The sequence below is a fragment of the Streptomyces sp. SS1-1 genome (assembly GCF_008973465.1).
Lineage (GTDB): Bacteria > Actinomycetota > Actinomycetes > Streptomycetales > Streptomycetaceae > Streptomyces.
Genome location: NZ_WBXN01000004.1, coordinates 7,103,524 through 7,119,700, shown reverse-complemented (window position 1 = coordinate 7,119,700; position 16,177 = coordinate 7,103,524). Strand labels below are relative to the sequence as shown.

Here is a 16,177-nt window from a genome sequence, read left to right as displayed (position 1 = left end):
GACGGCCCCGGTGGAAGCGCCGCGTGTGCGGTGGCGCCGCCGGGGCATCCGCATGTCCGGGAGGTCTACATGAACACGAGTGCGATGGCGTCGACCGGACGGCTGCGGGCCCGGCGGGCCGCACGGGGGTCGGTCACGCGGGGGGCGGCACGCGCCGGGCTGGCCGCGCGCGGGGTGATCTATCTGCTGGTCGGGGCGCTGGCCCTGCAAGTCGCGTTCGGCGACACCGGACAGCAGGCCGACCGAGGGGGCGCTCTGGCCGAGCTGTCGCAGCGGCCGTTCGGCGCGGTCCTGCTGTGGGCGCTGGGCATCGGGCTGGTCGGCATGGCGCTGTGGCGGCTGAGCGAGGCCGTCTTCGGCTCCCTCGGCGAGGACGGGCGCAGCCCGCGCAAGCGGCTGCTGGCCGCGGCCCGCTGCGGGTTCTACGTCTTCGTGGCCTACTCCGTGCTCTATTTCGCCGCCACCCGGCACCAGAGCGGCGGCGGGTCGAGCGACAAGCAGTCGCGGGACGTCACCGCACGGGCGCTGGAGCTGCCCGCCGGTCAGTGGCTGGTCGCCGCGGCCGGGATCGGCGTCGTGGCCGCCGGTGTCTGGATCGGGGCGCGCGCGGTCCTGCGCAAGTACCACGACAAGCTCCAGCTGGGCCGGATGAGCCGCCGCACCCGGCGGCTGGTCGACATCACCGGCGTGGGCGGCGGGGCGGCCCGCGGCCTGGTGTTCGCGGCGGCCGGCGTCTTCGCCGTCCGTGCCGCCGTCGAGTACGAGCCGGACAAGGCGAAGGGCATGGACGACACGCTGCGCAGCCTGGCCGACACGCCGCTCGGGCCGTGGCTGCTGGTGTGCGTGGCGGCGGGGCTGGTGCTGTTCGGACTGTTCTCCTTCGCACTCGCCCGCTGGCGTCGTGTGTGAGCCGCGCCGCGCGGGAAACACGGGGCGAATGAGCGAATTCGAGATTCCGCAAGGCGACGGCCGGCCCGTGGACGTGTACCTGGACCTCCTGCGCATTCGGATGGACACGGAGGACTACCGCCTCCTGCGACGCCTGGTGGAGCCCGTGCTCCAGGCGATCGAGGAGGAGCGCCTGTCCAGCCTCGACCTCGCGCTCGACTCCGGGGCCGACGACCTGCCCCAAGAGGTCCGTGAGGAGGCCGCCCTCGTGATCGCCACCGCGGTCACCGGCCGCATGGACAACGAGGTGGTCGAGATCGACGTCGACGAGACCGGTCCGGTTCGCATCGTCACCGACGCCATGACCGCTTCCGACCCGATCCGCCTCGGCGAGATCGCCGACTACATCAGGGAACGGCACAAGGAGACGGAGGAGCTGCGCGGCATCGCCGAGGTCAGCGGGCTCTCCACCGACTTCTGAACCAGCGCGACCACCGAGGGTGCCCCCGGAGCCACGGCTCCCCGGGCACCCTTTCGGCATGCCCGCTCAGGACGCCGGTGCCGGTCCCTCGGGCTCGGGGGCGGGCTCGGGGTCGGGCGAGGTGCGGCGGGCGGAGGCCGCCAGGCGGTCGGCGAGCGCCGCGACGAGGTCGCGCAGGGCGGCGGGGCGCTCGACGACGAAGGGCCGGTCGAGGGCGGCGAGCACCGGAGGCAGCCACTCCAGCCGCTCCGCGCGCAGCTCGGCCCGCAGCCACGGCCTGTCGGTGCCGCCCTGGCCCTCCCTGTCCCCCGGGTCCTCCAGGACCGCGACGCCGGCCGGCAGGTGCGCGCGGATCTCGCCCGGCGTCGCCCGGATCCGCAGGGTCACCTCGTGCCGGTATCCGGCCGTGGCGAACCCGGACACGACACGCTCCGCCGGACCGGGCCCCTCCGGGGGCGGGAACGAGCCGGGCAGGGCCCGCGCGTCCGCGATCCGGTCGAGCCGGAGCGTACGGTCCTCGTCGATCCCGGCGTCCCGGCCGGTGACGTACCACCGGCCCGCGTGCCCGACGATCCCGTACGGGTGCAGGGTGCGGTCGCTGCGGCGCCCCTCGCGGTCGGTGTACCGGACGGCGACGGGACGGCGGTGGCGCACGGCGTCGGCGAGGGTGAGCAGCACACCGGCGTCCGGGGTGTCCCGCACTTCGGGTGTATCGGCTCCATCGGGTCCTTCGGATCGCGCGGTGAAGGCGAGGGATCCCAGGAGGCTGTCGAGCCGGTGGGCGAGGTGCCGGGGCAGCACGCGCCGGATCTTCGCCGACGCCGTCTCCGCGGCCGTGCTCTGAGGCCCGGTCAGCCCCGCCCGGCGCCCGGCGACCAGGCCGAGCAGTACGGCGAGCGCCTCCTCGTCGCCGAGCATGAGCGGAGGAAGCCGGTAGCCGGGGCCGAGCCGGTAGCCGCCGTAGCGGCCGCGCACCGACTCGACGGGGACGTCCAGCTCGAGCAGCCGGTCCACGTACCGCCGCACGGTGCGCCCGTCGACGCCGAGTCTCTCGGCCAGCTCGGCCACCGTGCGGGTGCCGCCGGACTGCAGCAGCTCCAGGAGGGTCAGGACTCGGGCGGTGGGTCGGGGCATACGCCGAAAGCTACCACCTGTACAGGACCGATTCTGTCCTCTATCTCTCCTAGCCTCACCGGTACAAGCAGTCCGGCACGACCTGGGAGAGTCCCATGCAGTTCGTCTCCGTCCGTATGATCACCGCCGATGTGGCACGCCTCGTCGCGTTCTACGAGCGTGCCCTGGGGGTGGCCGCGAGCTGGGCCACCGAGGAGTTCGCCGAGCTCAGGACGCCGGGGGCGACCCTCGCGATCGCCGGCACCGGCACGGTCCCGCTGTTCGCCCCGGGGTCCGCGCGTCCGGCGGACAACCACAGCGTGATCATCGAGTTCCTCGTCGACGACGTGGACCGCGTGCACGAGAACCTGACAGGCGTCGTGGACGACGTGGTCGCCGGCCCCACCACGATGCCGTGGGGCAACCGGTCCCTGCTCTTCCGCGACCCCGACGGCACGCTCGTGAACTTCTTCACCCCGGTCACCCCGGCGGCCAGGCAGAAGTTCGGGCGGGACTGACCCCGGGGGCGGCGGGGTCGTGTTTCGGCCACGGGGCCGCGTTCGAAGATCGACTCCCTCTATCCTTCCGCTGCCCGCCATCGACGACGGGCCCAGGACGGACGGGGGACGACATGACGTACCGACGCGCGGCGATACCGGCACTGACCGGGGCCGTACTGATCACCTTGCTGCTGTGGTGGGCCGGGGCGAGCGCCCACGTCCTCCAGCTCCAGGGCGCCACCCGGGTGCTCGGCATCGAGTCCGTCCTGGAGCTACGGCGCTGGCTGGCCCCCTGGGCCTACGACCCCTCGGTGCTGACGTCGGCCGGTGACGGCACGGGGGTGAGCGGGACCCCCGACTACTCCGACCTGCGTCGCACCGGGATGCAGATCAGATTCGTGGCGCTCTTCGCCCTCTACGGGGCGGGCGCGCTGCTCCTGCTGCGCCGGATGCCGCCTTCGCACGGGCGGACGCCGGGCACGCTGCTCGCGCTGTGGGCGTGGGGGCCGGTGGCCGGGACGCTGGCGGCCGCCGTCTCCACCCCGTGGCTGATCGCCTCGGGCGGGCAGGGCGGCTACCGGTTCCTGCCGCGGCTGGCCGCCGGGATCGAGTCCAGCGGACCGGTGGCGGTGCTCGTGGCCCTGCTCACCGCCGGGCTCACGGTGCTGGTGGGGCGGGTGGTGGCCAAGGACGGGGAGACGTCGCCGCGGTCCCCGGTGCCGGCCCGCCCCGCCCGCCTGGCCGCGTCCCTCGGCACCGCGCTGGTCGCCGTGTCCCTGCTGGTCCTGTCCTACGACCGGGTGGCGGCCCGCGTCCACACCGCGTTCAGCGGCTCGGGACGGCTGTCCGAGCCCGGCGACCTGCTGCGCCAGTGGCTGATCCTCGGCGGCTGGACGGGACCGGGGTCCACGGGGTTCGGCGACTGGCTGGCGTACCGCCTCGTCGACGTGCTGATGCTGGCGGTGGTGTGGTGGGCCCTGCGGCTGCTGCCGGGCCTGCTGACACGGGTCACCTTCCCGGCGATGGCGGTGGGCGGGGTCTGCGCGACGGTCCTGGCCCTCCTCGCGGGCCAGATCCTGCGCATCCCCCTGGACGACACCCTGTCCGTCTGGGGCCCGACCCACTTCCTGGCCACCCTGGGCACCCACATCCCGGCCGCCCTCACCTTCGGAACCCTTGCGGGCACGGTGTCCTACGCGACCCTGCGCCTGACGAGCGAACGCACCACGCCGACCCCGCAGCCGGTGCCGGCCGCCTGACGCCCGCCGGGGGGCCTCGGGCGGTGCGCCCGGCACTTCGCCACCGTCCGGTCCGCTGCGGGACCATGCCGGCAGGGCGGCCTACGCCACCGTCCGGCTGACGGATGCAGTGCACCACAGCGGCTCCGCAGCCGGTTCCGGCCGTCTGACGCTCACCGGGGGCCTCGGGCGGTGCGCCCGGCACTTCGCCATCGCTCGGCTCGCTCGGGACCGGACGGGCACCGCACCCCCGCCTGACCGCCGAGCGCACCGCACGAGTACCACGGGCGGTACCAGCCCTGACCCGCGCCGGGTGGTGCCTGTAGCCTTCCGCGCCGCACCTTGCCGCCGTCCCGCTCGCCCCAGGACCGGGGGGCAGGCGGCCCGCCCCCTCCCCCGCCTGACGGGTGAGCGCCCCGCACACCGCGTGCCGGAGGCGCCCTCAGCCTCCCCCGGCCGCAGCCCTCCGGTCGGCCTGGCCTCCTGCGCCCAGGAGGCCTGTGTGGTCGAAGGGGATCTCCGCTTCCAGGCGGGGCATGGCGCGGCGGGCGACGCGTAGGACGACCGGGGGCATCGCCGCGCGTACCGGCTGGGTCAGCCGTAGCCATGCCGGGGCGTAGACGGCCGTACGGCGGCGTTCGAGGCCGTTGACCAGGCGGGCGGCGACCTGGTCGACCGGGTACACCCGGCGGGCGGGCGGCGGCATGTGGCCACGCAGTTCGCGCAGGACGGCGTACCGGTCGGCGTCCCGGATCATGTCGGTGTCGGTCCAGTTGAGGTAGGCGACGCCCACGCCGACCCCGCGGTGCGCCACCTCGGCGCGCAGGGCGTGCGCGAAGGCCTCGACGCCCGCCTTGGACGCGCAGTAGGCGCTCATCAGGGGTGCGGCGCCGATCGCGGCGAGCGAGGCGACCTGGAGGAGGAACCCCCGTGTGTCGAACAGGTCCGGCAGGAAGGCGCGTGCCGTGTGGGCGCTGCCGGTGAGGTTGACCTCGATGACACGGGCCCAGTCGGCGGGGTCGGAGGAGGGGAAGGGCCCGCCCTCGGCGATCCCGGCGTTGGCCACGAGGGCGGACACGGGCCCGAGGCCCGCCCGGACGCGTGCGGCGGCGTCCGCGAGGGCGTCGGGGTCGGTGATGTCGGCCTCGACGGCCAGCGCCGGTCCCGGCAGTTCCTCGGCGAGCGCCTCCAGTTCCGGTCTCTCGTGGCCCAGCAGGGCCAGGCGGGCGCCTCGTCCGGCGATCTGCCGGGCCATGGCGGCGCCCAGGCCGCGGGCGGCTCCGGTGACGACGACCGTCCGGTCGGCGAGCGGGCTGCTGCGCACGGGCGGTCCCTCCTCTCGGTGGCGGGGCGGCTCAGGACTCTTCGGTCGGTGGCAGCGGCGTGTGGTGGGGGTGGCCGGGGGTGCGGCGCTCCTCCTTCATCTCCGCCTCGAGCAGGTGGTCCGCGCCGTCGGCCAGCTCCTGCAGCGCACTGGCCTCCAGTTGCTGGAACGGCCGGTAGTAGGTGGCGTTGTAGGCCTCGATGATCTGGAACGTCCAGTGCCCGGGGATGACGTTGCGGCCGAGGATCTCCTCGCGGACCTTCTCGGCCCACTCGGGGTGCCCGGCCTCGCGCAGCAGCTCGACCGCGCGGTCGAGCTGCAGGTCGGCGGTCCCGGTCAGCTGGTGGAAGTCGTAGAGGCGCCCGCGGGCCCGCTCGGTCGTCTCCAGGGCCTTGGACAGCGCTCCGAGGGCCTCGACGGTCTTGTCGTCGACGCCGGCGGGGCGGGGCCGGATACGGTCACGGCTGGTGGGGGCGTCGTCGTGCGTGGTCATCGTTCTCCTCGACGGCGTCGTGCGGTCAGCGGTGGGCGGGGCATGGGGTCATCGTCGCGTGCCGGTGCGGTCGCGGCCGCTCAGATAGCGCTGGGCGCGGGCCAGTCCGGGCGGCCGGTTGCGGTGCAGGGCGGCGCGTGCGGCGTTCGCGCCGGGCGCGCCGTGCACTCCGCCGCCCGGGTGAGCGCCGGAGGAGGCCAGGAACAGTCCGGGGACGGGGGTCTCCGGGCGCCCGGTGCCGGGCAGGGGCCGGAAGAAGAGCTGCTGGTGCATGGCGGTGGTGCCGCCGTTGATGGCGCCGCCCATCAGGTTGCCGTTAAGGGACTGCAGGGTCGGCGGCGCGAGGACGCGGCGGGCGCGGATCAGCCGGCGGAAGCCGGGCGCGAAGCGTTCGACCTGGCGTTCCACCCGGTCGGCCATGAGCTCCTCGTCCTTGGCGTTCCAGATGCCGGTGATGTTCTCGTCGCCGGCGTCGGCGCGGATGTCGTGGGGCACGTGGGTGTAGGCCCAGGCGGACTCGGTGCCCTCCGGGGAGCGGGACGGGTCGGAGGTGGTCATCTGGCCGAAGAGCAGGAAGGGCCGGTCCGGGACCTGCCGCATGGCGATCTGCGCGGCGAAGCGGGTGAGCTCGTCGACGCCGTCGGCGAGGTGCACGGTGCCGGCGCGGGCCGCCTGCTCGGCCTGCCAGGGCACCGGCCCGTCGAGCGCCCAGTCCACCTTGAAGGTGGCGAAGTCCCACTGGAAGCGCCGCAGGTCGTCCAGGACCTGCGGGGGCAGATGCTCGGGTTCGACGAGGCCGCCGTAGAGGGCGGGCACGGACAGGTCGGCCAGGACGGCCCGGCGGGCCGCCACGGTGTCGCCGGCCGCGGTCCGTACGCCGGCGGCGCGTCCGCCGCGGACGACGACCCGTTCCACGCGCTGCCCGCAGCGCACCTCGCCGCCGAGCGAGCGCAGCCGCCGTACGAGGGCGTCGGTCAGCGCGCCGGACCCGCCGGCCGGGACGGGGAAGCCGTACGTCTGGCCGAGCATCGTCATCAGCCAGCCGAAGCCGCCGCTGCCGGCGGACTCCGGGGCGAGGTCGGCGTGCAGGGCGTTGCCGGCGAGCAGCAACCGGCCGCCCTGGCCGCGGAACTCCTCCTCGCCGAGGCGGCGCACCGGCAGGACGAGGCTGCGGGCCATGCGCAGTCCGCCCGCGGCCCGCAGCCGCAGGGCGAGCCGCGCTCCCGCGCGCACGGGCGGGAACGGGGTGAACAGGGTGTCCAGCAGGTCGGGGCGCAGCCGCTCCCAGATGTCGTGGAGGCGCCGCCAGGCGTCCCCGTCGCCCGGCGCGAACGCCTCCAGGGAGGCGGCGGTGACGTCGACGTCGCGGTCGAGCAGGGCGCAGCTGCCGTCCGTGAGGGGGTGGGCGACGACGCTGGGCGCGTGGCTCCAGCGCAGCCCGTGGTTCTCCAGGCGCAGCCCGGCCACGATCGGCGACGCGGCGGCGAGCGGGTAGAACGAGCTGAAGAGGTCGTTGACGAAGTCGGGGTCGACGCCCCGGTCGTGGCGGACGGCACCGCCGGGCTCCGGCTGTTCCTCCAGCACCTCCACATGCCATCCGGCGTCGGCGAGGACGTTGGCGGCGACCAGCCCGTTGGGGCCGGCGCCGATCACCACGGCGTCAGGCATGCCCGGCCCCGTACGCCTCCGCCGGGCCGGCGGTGTCCTGCCGGTCCGGCCGCTCGTCCGGGGTCGCCTCGCCCTCGCAGATCCGCGCGAGGCGGGCCAGCATGGTGCGGTGCCGGAGCTGGATCAGCGCCTCGAAGCCGGCGTTGTGCAGCATGCCGCCGGCTCCCTGGAGGGGGTGCTCGTCCACGATGACCAGGGTCTTCTCACCCCATGGGCGGACCTCGACCGAGATGCGGGCCGTGCCCAGCGGGCCCGCCTTGGCCTCCAGCTCCAGCAGGCGGCCCTCCTCGTACCGGCGCACGACCGTCTCGTTGGACAGCCGGGCCGGGCCGATCCTGATCTCGTAGCGGATCGCCGCGCCCTCCTGCGGCCACTGTCCGCGGACGGGTTCGGACCGTGCGGTGCCCACGACCCATTCCGCGTACCGGCTGCCGTCCTCCAGGACGTCCCAGACGGCACTGGGCCCGACGTGTATCAGACGATGGCGTACGGCCACGGAGACCTCCCAGGTGCCGGGACCGCGTCGGGCGGCCCACTCCGCAGCCCCGGGTTCCCGCACTCCGGATGTCCAACCGGCGCCGTATGCTGCCCGCGCACAGCAGGGCGTTTACGACGGGAGGCCGTGATGACCCAGGCGGCGGGGACCGGTCCGACGGTGGCCGAGGTGAGGGCGGAGCTGGCCGCGCTGGAGGACCCCAGGACGCGGGCGGAGAACGAGCGGCACGGCGACGACCACGGCGTGAACCTGGGCAAGCTCCGCGCGATCGCGAAGCGGCTGAAGACGCAGCAGGAGCTCGCCCGGGACCTCTGGGCGACAGGTGACTCGGCGGCGCGGCTGCTGGCCCTGCTGATCTGCCGGCCGAAGGCGTTCGGCCGGGACGAGCTGGACGGCATGCTGCGGGAGGCGCGCACCCCCAAGGTGCACGACTGGCTCGTGACGTATGTGGTGCGCAGGAGCCCGCACGCCGAGGAGCTGCGCGTCGCCTGGTTCGCCGATCCGGACCCCGTGGTCGCGAGCGCCGGCTGGGCGCTGACCACCGAGCGGGTGGCGAAGCGGCCGGACGGCCTGGACCTGCCGGGGCTGCTCGACACGATCGAGGCGGAGATGAAGGACGCCCCGCCGCGTCTGCAGTGGGCGATGAACCACTGCCTGGCGCAGATCGGCATCGAGCACCCCGGGCACCGGGCGCGGGCCATCGCCGTCGGGGAGCGGCTGGAGGTCCTGAAGGACTATCCGACGTCCCCCGGCTGCACGTCGCCGTTCGCCCCGGTGTGGATCGACGAGATGGTGCGGCGGCGCGCGGAGGCGTAGCCGGCGCCGTGCGGAGTGATCTTCCGCACAAGGGCGGGCAGTGGACCTTCCCCGGCGTCAGGGGTGATCGTGAACGGCATGACGGACCACCTCTCGCCGCAGACGCCCCGCACCGGTTCCGCCGAGCCCGCCGCGGCGGGCCGTGAGGCCGAGGTGCTGGAGGTCCGCCGTTTCCGGGAGGGGCTCGGGCTGCCCGGTCTGATCGACGTCCACACCCACTTCATGCCGGAGCGCGTGCTGCACAAGGTGTGGGCGTACTTCGACGCGCTGGGGCCGCTGACCGGCGGCGTCGAGTGGCCGATCACCTACCGGGCCGAGGAGGACGAACGGGCGTCCCTGCTGCGGGACTTCGGGGTGCGGGCGTTCACCGCGATGCTCTACCCGCACAAGCCCGGCATGGCCCGCTGGCTGAACGGCTGGGCCGTGGACTTCGCCCGCCGCACTCCCGACTGCCTGCACACGGCGACCCTGTTCCCCGAGCCCGGCGTGGAGACGTATGTGCGGGAGGCCGTCGACGCGGGCGCCCGGGTGTTCAAGGCGCATGTCCAGGTGGGGGCGTACGACCCGGCGGACGAGCTGCTGGACGGGGCGTGGGGACTGCTCGCGGAGGCCGCCGTCCCCGTCGTGGTCCACTGCGGTTCGGGGCCCGCGCCCGGCAGGCACACCGGGCCGGGCCCGATCGGGCGGGTGCTCGCGCGGCACCCCGGACTGCGGCTGATCGTCGCCCATCTGGGCATGCCGGAGTACGAGGACTTCCTCTCCCTCGCCGAGCGGTACCCGCAGGTGCGCCTGGACACCACGATGGCGTTCACGGACTTCACCGAGGGCATGATGCCGTTCCCGCGCCGGGCGCTCCCCCGGCTCGCCGCGCTCGGCGACCGCGTCCTGCTCGGCTCCGACTTCCCCAACATCCCCTACCCGTACGCGCATCAGCTCCGGGTGCTGGAACGGCTGGGGCTCGGCGAGGAGTGGCTGCGGGCCGTGTGCCACGACAACGCCGCGAAGCTGTTCGAACTGCCCTGAACCGCAGGGTGGTTCGACGTCCGGTGAGCCGTCCGGGCGGTGGGCGCCCCGGCTGGTCCGCGCCGCGCGGTTCGTCCCGGGTGACTGGTGCGGACCCGCTCCCGTGTGGTTACCTGGCTCCATGACCGTGCTCGTGACCCGCCGCCACGTTGACTACGTGCGTGTCACCACCACGGCGTGTTCCGTCGTGAGCTGACCTCGTCCTCCGACGTCAGAACCCTTTTCCCACCGCTTCGAGCCGATCGCCGACGCCTGCCCGGTTCCGGGCGCGGTCGCGCCGGCCGGCCAGCGGTGTCCTGAACCCTCCCCTTCCGCCGTCCCAGGCACCGCCACACCCGCACCCAGGGAGAACCATGAGCCAGCCCCTCGACTCCGTCACCGCCGGCCACACCCCCGAGGACGACCCCACCGGCCCCGACACCTCCGCGTGGTCCTTCGAGACGAAGCAGATCCACGCCGGCGCCACCGCCGACCCGACGACCGGCGCGCGGGCGACGCCGATCTACCAGACGACGTCGTTCGTGTTCCGGGACACCCGGCACGCGGCCGACCTGTTCTCGCTGGCCGAGCCCGGCAACATCTACACCCGGATCCACAACCCCACCCAGGACGTCTTCGAGCAGCGCGTCGCCGCCCTGGAGGGCGGGGTGGCCGCCGTGGCGCTGTCCTCCGGGCAGGCCGCCGAGACCCTCGCGATCCTGACGCTGGCGGGCGCCGGGGACCACATCGTCTCCAGCGCGTCGCTGTACGGCGGCACCTACAACCTGTTCCGGCACACGCTGCCCCGGTTCGGCGTCGAGGTGTCGTTCGTGGAGGACCCCGACGACCTCGACGCGTGGCGTGCGGCGGTCCGGCCGAACACGAAGGCGCTGTTCGCGGAGACGCTGGGCAATCCGCGCGGCAACGTCCTCGACGTGCGGGCCGTCGCGGACGTGGCGCACGAGGCCGGGGTGCCGCTGATCGTGGACAACACCGTGCCCACGCCCTACCTGCTGCGGCCGCTGGAGCACGGCGCGGACGTCGTGGTGCACTCGGCGACCAAGTTCCTCGGCGGGCACGGCACCGCGATCGCCGGTGTGGTGGTCGACGGCGGCACCTTCGACTTCGGCGCGCACGCCGAGCGGTTCCCGGACTTCTCCGAGCCCGACCCCAGCTACCACGGTCTGCGGTACTGGCCGGCGCTCGGCCCGGGCGCCTTCGCCGTCAAGCTGCGGGTGCAACTGCTGCGCGACCTCGGGCCCGCCCTCTCCCCGCACTCCGCGTTCCTGCTGCTGCAGGGCGTGGAGACGCTGAGCCTGCGGATCGAACGGCACTCGGAGAACGCGCAGGCGCTGGCGGAGTGGCTGGAGCAGCGCGACGAGGTCGCCGCCGTCCACTACCCGGGGCTGGAGTCCAGCCGCTGGTACGAGGCGGCCCGGCGGTATCTGCCGCGCGGCGCGGGCGCGGTGCTCTCCTTCGAGCTGCGGGACGGCGTGGAGGCGGGCAAGCGGTTCGTGGACGCCGTCGAGCTGTTCAGCCACCTCGCCAACATCGGGGACGTGCGCAGCCTCATCATCCATCCGGCGTCCACCACCCACAGCCAGCTGGACGCCGAGCAGTTGGCGGCGACCGGCACCTCCCCCGGCCTGGTGCGCCTGTCGGTCGGCATCGAGAACCTCGCCGACCTCAAGGCCGATCTGGAGGCCGGGTTCCGCGCGGCGAAGGGCGCGTCCTGAACGCCGTGACTCCCCCGTCCCCGGTCCCCCTCCCGCCGGCCTCCGGGGCCTGGCGGGAGGGGGACCCGCCCGGGCGGCGCCGTTGGCATGTGCGCGAACGGCCGCTGACGCTGGAGGCGGGGGGTGAACTCCCGGAGCTAAGGCTGGCGTTCGAGACGTGGGGGCGTCTCGCGCCGGACCGGCGCAACGCGGTGCTGGTGCTGCACGCCCTCACCGGCGACTCCCACGCGGCGGGTCCCGCCGGGCCGGGGCATCCCACGGCGGGCTGGTGGGACGCGCTCATCGGGCCGGGGCGCGCGCTCGACACGGACCGCTACTTCGTCGTGGCGCCGAACGTGCTCGGCGGCTGCCAGGGCAGCACGGGCCCCTCGTCGCCGGGGCCGTCCGGCCGGCCCTGGGGCGGCGACTTCCCGTTCCTGACCCAACGCGACCAGGTGGCCGCCGAGGTGGGGCTCGCGGACGCGCTCGGCGTCGAACGCTGGGCGCTCGTGCTGGGCGGCTCCATGGGCGGCATGCGGGCACTGGAGTGGGCGGTCACCCACCCGGAACGCACCGACGCGCTGCTGCTGATCGCCACGACGGCGGCGGCGAGCGCCGAGCAGATCGCCTGGGCCGGCGTCCAGACGCACGCCATCCGCTCCGACCCGGCGTGGCGGGGCGGCCACTACCACCACACCGGTACGGGCCCCGACGCCGGTCTGGGCCAGGCCCGGCGGATCGCCCATGTGACCTATCGCAGCGAGCCCGAACTCCGGTCGCGCTTCGGCCGTACGCCGCAGGGAGCGGAGGACCCGTGGGACGGCGGCCGGTACCAGGTCGAGTCGTATCTGGACCATCACGCGGCCAAGCTGGTCCGCCGCTTCGACGCGGGCAGTTACGTCGTCCTGTCCGAGGCCATGAACAGTCACGACGTGGGCCGCGGCCGGGGCGGGGCGCGCGCCGCCCTGCGCCGGGTGCGCGCCCGGACCCTGGTCGCGGCGGTCGACTCGGACCGCCTCTACCCGCCGTCGCAGCAGGCCGAGTTGGCGGCGGGCATCCCCGGCGCGGACACCGCGCGGGTGATCGAGTCGCCGTACGGGCACGACGGGTTCCTCATCGAGACGGACCAGGTCGCCGGACTCGTCCGGGAACTGCTGCCGCCCGCCGCCCGCACCACCGCCCGACCCGCCCCGTCACCTCTCTCCCAGGAGCACGCATGACCGTCCAGGACACCGTCACCGACCTCGCCGCCTTCACCTCCGCGTGGGAGGAGTGGCACCGGCACAAGGACGCCTCCCTCGCCCGGGAGCACGGCTTCCTCGCCATCACCGGCCTGCACTGGCTGGACACCGAGCCGCGGCGCTTCCCGGACGCGCCGGGCGCCTGGTGGACGGACGGCGAAGGGGTGGGTGTCGACCTCGCCGAGGGAGAGGAACTGGTAGTCGACGGCACGCCCGTGCGCGGACGGCACACCTTCGGAGTGATCCCGGAGCGCGGCGGCGTCGAGGCCGTGTGGGGCGACGCCGTGATCGAGGTCGCCAAGCGCGGCGGACAGGACCTCATCCGGCCCCGGCACCCGGAGAACCCGCTGCGCACGCGCTTCGCCGGGACACCGGCGTACGCGCCGCATCCGCGCTGGGTCGTCACCGGCACGTACACGCCCTTCGCGGAGCCCCGGCCGACCACGGTGGGCGCGGCCGTCGAAGGGCTGCAGCACGTGTACGACGCGCCGGGCGAGATCAGCTTCCGCATCGACGGCACGCCGCTGCGGCTGACCGCGTTCAACGGGCACACGCCGGGCAGCCTCCAGGTGCTGTTCACCGACGCGACGTCCGGGGTGACCACCTACGCCGCCAACCGCTCCCTGAGCATCGACGCGCCGGCCGCCGACGGCACGGTGACCCTCGACTTCAACCGGGCCACCAACCTGCCGTGCGCCTACACCGATCTGGCGACCTGCCCGCTGCCGCCCGCCGAGTACCGGCTGCCGGTGCCGGTCGAGGCCGGCGAGCGGATCCCGTACGAGCGGACGAAGCCGATCGCCGGGTGACGCGGCCGGCCCGGCGCGTGCCCGTCGGGCGCGCCGGGCCGGCGCGCGTCCGCTCAGCCCAGAGCGCGCACCACGTAGAGGGCCCCGACGCCGGCGGCCAGGGCGCCGAGGAGCAGCCGCAGCGCCCGTTCCGGCAGCCGGGGCTGGAGGCGGGCGCCGAGGTAGCCGCCGATGAGTCCGCCGACGCCGCAGGCCAGGCCGAGGGACCAGTCGGGGGCGACATCGCCCGAGCCGGTGAGCGCCAGCACGGCGAAGGCCGCCGCGCCGACCACCGAGGTGGCGAACGTGGACGCGAGGGCGGCCGGGGCGACCACGGCGACCCGCATGCCGCGGCCCACGAGGATCGGTCCGAGCAGGGAGCCGCCGCCGATGCCGTAGATCCCGCCGACGACGCCGACCGCCAGGGCCAGCGTGACGACGGCGCGCGGTGACGGCTCCGCGCGCCGGGGTGTCCGGGCGGGCCGCAGGGTGCGCGCGACGAGCCACAGGCCCAGCGGGGTGAGCAGCCCGGCCACCAGGAACCGGAACGCGGTGGCGCCGGGGACGGCGAAGACCCGGACGACGGCGCCGATGACCACGCCGGGCAGGGTGCCGAGCACCAGCAGCCGGACCAGGGGACCGGCGAGGGTGCCCTCCCGCAGGTGCCGCAGGAGGGCGCCGGGGCCCGCGACCACGTTGTAGAGCAGGTTCGTCGGCGTGACCGCGGGACTGGGCACGCCGAACACGCTGAGCTGCACGGGGAGCAGGAACACGGCGCCCGACACCCCGACCGGCGCGGTGACGAGCGCGATCACCAGACCGGCGGCGAGACCGTACAGTTCCGTCGGCCCGTTCATCCCGGCTCCTTTCCGCGGCCGGGGAACTGTACCCGTGCTTCAGGGGCGGCGGGCCGCCCACACCTCGCGTCGGGTGCGCAGCGTCAGGTCGGGCCGGTGCAGCAGGCCGTCGGGACCTGTGGGGTCGAGGAGGGCGTCGAACGCGGCCAGGTCCCGGGCGTCCAGCGTGGCGGCCGCGTTGCCGCGCATCCGGGTCCAGCCCGCGAGGGCGTAACGGCGTACGGGCTCGGGGGCGGGCGGGCCGATCTCCACGTCGACGGTGCGCTGTCCGGCGACGGTGAAGCCGGCCCGCGTCAGCTTGTCGCCCCAGTCGGCCCCGCGGTGGGGGACGTGGTCCGCGTGCCGGTGGTCCCCGGCCGCATGGCACCGCTCCTCCAGGCCGGGCGCGTCCGCCGGGGCCTCCGGCGGCAGGAACCGGGGGAAGCCGGCCAGTTCGACGACCGCGAACAGCCCTCCGGGGGCGAGCAGTTCGCGCACCCGGCGCAGGGCGCCGTCGGGGTCGGCGAGGTGGTGCAGCGAGGCGGACGCCCACACGAGGTCGGGGGTGTCCAGGCCGGGCCACGACGGGGCGTCGAGGTCCGCCTGGACGAGGCGGACGCGGTCGGCCGCCCCGGCCGCGGCGGCGTGCTCGCGCAGCCGGTCCAGGTGTGTGGCGGAGGCGTCGACGGCCGTGACACGGGCCGTGGGGAAGCGTTCCAGCAGGGTGAGGGTGCCGGCTCCGGTGCCGCAGCCGAGGTCGAGGATCTGCCGGGGGGCGGTCTCGACGGGCAGCCATGCGGCGATGGACGCGGTGTGCCGGGCCATGACGTCGGCGTCCAGGTCGAGGATCTCCGCCAGGTCGCCGGTGTGGTGGTGGGTGTGGCTCATGGCCTCACGCTAGGTGCGGGCGGCGCGGGGGACGGTCCGCGTGCCGGGATGCGCAAGGCGCTGGGCCGTCCGTATGCGCGGGGCGCAAGAGGTCAGGGCGCGGGGCGTGTGTCCCGGCCGCGCTGGTGGCCGCGGCGGGCGTCGCGGTCGAAGATGCCGAGGATCTCGCAGGGGCCGCCCTCGGCGCCGATGGCGTGCGGGAGCATCGTGGGGAACTCGGCCGCCTGGTCGGTCTCGACGCGCAGCCGGCGGTTGCCGAGGAGCAGGACGGCGGTGCCGGAGAGGACGACGAGCCATTCGCGGCCCGGGTGCGCGCGCATCCGCGCCGGGTTGTCGGGCGGGGGGCCGGTCAGGCGCCGGCGGATGACGGTCATGCCCGGTTCCGCCCGGACGGGCCAGCGCTTCTGGGCGTGGGCCGCGTCCACCGTGGGGTTGACGATCACGTCGTCGGTGGCGGTCTCCACGAGCTGGTCGAGGGTGGTGTCCAGGGCCCGGGCGAGGGTGACGAGCTGGTCCAGCGCGAGCCGGCGCTGCCCGTTCTCGATCCGGCTGAGCGTGGACTGACTGACCCGGGCGCGGGTGGCCAGATCCTCCAGGGACCAGCCCTGGGCCACGCGGAGGGCGCGGATGCGTCTGCGGACCAGGGTGTCGAGGTCGCCGTCGTCGTCTTGCGTCATGGGCAAGAGCGTA

Annotated in this window: 17 protein-coding genes; 9 read left to right on the top strand and 8 right to left on the bottom strand. The window is 74.9% G+C overall.

Annotation, left to right across the window (positions count from 1 at the left end; translation table 11 throughout):
• Positions 1 to 69 precede the first annotated feature (69 nt).
• Together F8R89_RS33940 and F8R89_RS33935 are read left to right on the top strand one after the other, a co-directional pair.
• Complete coding sequence (locus F8R89_RS33940; RefSeq protein ID WP_151787596.1) at positions 70 to 909, top strand: DUF1206 domain-containing protein; 840 nt, start codon at positions 70 to 72, stop codon at positions 907 to 909.
• Between the two features lie 28 nt (positions 910 to 937).
• A complete protein-coding gene (locus tag F8R89_RS33935) occupies positions 938 to 1,369 on the top strand; it encodes a hypothetical protein (protein ID WP_151787595.1) in 432 nt (143 codons plus the stop codon).
• Between the two features lie 66 nt (positions 1,370 to 1,435).
• Here the strand turns inward: F8R89_RS33935 and F8R89_RS33930 are convergent, their stop codons facing one another.
• Positions 1,436 to 2,503, bottom strand: coding sequence for a helix-turn-helix transcriptional regulator (locus tag F8R89_RS33930; protein WP_151787594.1), 1,068 nt, complete (start codon positions 2,501 to 2,503; stop codon positions 1,436 to 1,438).
• Between the two features lie 95 nt (positions 2,504 to 2,598).
• Here F8R89_RS33930 and F8R89_RS33925 point away from each other — a divergent pair, with 95 nt between their 5' ends.
• Together F8R89_RS33925 and F8R89_RS33920 are read left to right on the top strand one after the other, a co-directional pair.
• Entirely contained in the window at positions 2,599 to 3,000 is a 402-nt protein-coding gene (locus F8R89_RS33925; protein WP_151787593.1) for a VOC family protein, read from the top strand.
• Between the two features lie 113 nt (positions 3,001 to 3,113).
• Positions 3,114 to 4,241 carry a hypothetical protein gene (locus F8R89_RS33920; RefSeq protein WP_151787592.1) on the top strand — a complete coding sequence of 376 codons (1,128 nt, stop codon included), beginning with the start codon at positions 3,114 to 3,116 and terminating at the stop codon, positions 4,239 to 4,241.
• Positions 4,242 to 4,662: 421 nt separating this feature from the next.
• On the opposite strand, the gene F8R89_RS33915 is transcribed toward F8R89_RS33920, so the two are convergent.
• Genes F8R89_RS33915 through F8R89_RS33900 form a run of 4 tightly spaced genes read right to left on the bottom strand, consistent with a single transcriptional unit; the run spans position 4,663 to position 8,201 of the window.
• The gene (locus F8R89_RS33915) at positions 4,663 to 5,544 is read right to left on the bottom strand and encodes an SDR family oxidoreductase (protein WP_151787591.1); all 882 of its coding nucleotides are present in this window, start codon (positions 5,542 to 5,544) and stop codon (positions 4,663 to 4,665) included.
• A 31-nt stretch (positions 5,545 to 5,575) separates the two neighbouring features.
• On the bottom strand, positions 5,576 to 6,037 hold the full coding sequence (locus tag F8R89_RS33910) for a hypothetical protein (protein WP_151787590.1): 462 nt from the start codon (positions 6,035 to 6,037) through the stop codon (positions 5,576 to 5,578).
• A gap of 48 nt (positions 6,038 to 6,085) precedes the next feature.
• Positions 6,086 to 7,705 (bottom strand): phytoene desaturase family protein, encoded by a 1,620-nt coding sequence (locus F8R89_RS33905; RefSeq protein ID WP_151787589.1) that lies wholly within the window; start codon positions 7,703 to 7,705, stop codon positions 6,086 to 6,088.
• Complete coding sequence (locus F8R89_RS33900) at positions 7,698 to 8,201, bottom strand: SRPBCC family protein (protein ID WP_151787588.1); 504 nt, start codon at positions 8,199 to 8,201, stop codon at positions 7,698 to 7,700. Before F8R89_RS33900 ends, F8R89_RS33905 begins: the two co-directional genes overlap by 8 nt.
• A gap of 129 nt (positions 8,202 to 8,330) precedes the next feature.
• Here F8R89_RS33900 and F8R89_RS33895 point away from each other — a divergent pair, with 129 nt between their 5' ends.
• The 5 genes from F8R89_RS33895 (at position 8,331) to F8R89_RS33875 (ending at position 13,784) form a co-directional block, all read left to right on the top strand.
• A complete protein-coding gene (locus F8R89_RS33895) occupies positions 8,331 to 9,017 on the top strand; it encodes a DNA alkylation repair protein (RefSeq protein ID WP_151787587.1) in 687 nt (228 codons plus the stop codon).
• Between the two features lie 78 nt (positions 9,018 to 9,095).
• Positions 9,096 to 10,040, top strand: coding sequence for an amidohydrolase family protein (locus tag F8R89_RS33890; RefSeq protein ID WP_151787586.1), 945 nt, complete (start codon positions 9,096 to 9,098; stop codon positions 10,038 to 10,040).
• 353 nt (positions 10,041 to 10,393) lie between these two features.
• Positions 10,394 to 11,755 (top strand): bifunctional o-acetylhomoserine/o-acetylserine sulfhydrylase, encoded by a 1,362-nt coding sequence (locus F8R89_RS33885; RefSeq protein ID WP_151787585.1) that lies wholly within the window; start codon positions 10,394 to 10,396, stop codon positions 11,753 to 11,755.
• Positions 11,752 to 12,954 (top strand): homoserine O-acetyltransferase MetX, encoded by a 1,203-nt coding sequence (gene metX, locus F8R89_RS33880; protein ID WP_151788393.1) that lies wholly within the window; start codon positions 11,752 to 11,754, stop codon positions 12,952 to 12,954. Before F8R89_RS33885 ends, metX begins: the two co-directional genes overlap by 4 nt.
• Entirely contained in the window at positions 12,951 to 13,784 is an 834-nt protein-coding gene (locus tag F8R89_RS33875; RefSeq protein WP_151787584.1) for a DUF1684 domain-containing protein, read from the top strand. Before metX ends, F8R89_RS33875 begins: the two co-directional genes overlap by 4 nt.
• Before the next feature lie 53 nt (positions 13,785 to 13,837).
• Here F8R89_RS33875 and F8R89_RS33870 read toward each other — a convergent pair whose 3' ends face one another.
• From F8R89_RS33870 to F8R89_RS33860, 3 genes are all read right to left on the bottom strand, one after another.
• Positions 13,838 to 14,620 carry a sulfite exporter TauE/SafE family protein gene (locus F8R89_RS33870; protein WP_151787583.1) on the bottom strand — a complete coding sequence of 261 codons (783 nt, stop codon included), beginning with the start codon at positions 14,618 to 14,620 and terminating at the stop codon, positions 13,838 to 13,840.
• Between the two features lie 39 nt (positions 14,621 to 14,659).
• Positions 14,660 to 15,487: a class I SAM-dependent methyltransferase gene (locus tag F8R89_RS33865; protein ID WP_151787582.1), complete on the bottom strand. Its 828-nt coding sequence runs from the start codon at positions 15,485 to 15,487 to the stop codon at positions 14,660 to 14,662.
• Between the two features lie 92 nt (positions 15,488 to 15,579).
• Entirely contained in the window at positions 15,580 to 16,164 is a 585-nt protein-coding gene (locus F8R89_RS33860) for a helix-turn-helix domain-containing protein (protein WP_151787581.1), read from the bottom strand.
• Between the last annotated feature and the right edge of the window lie 13 nt (positions 16,165 to 16,177).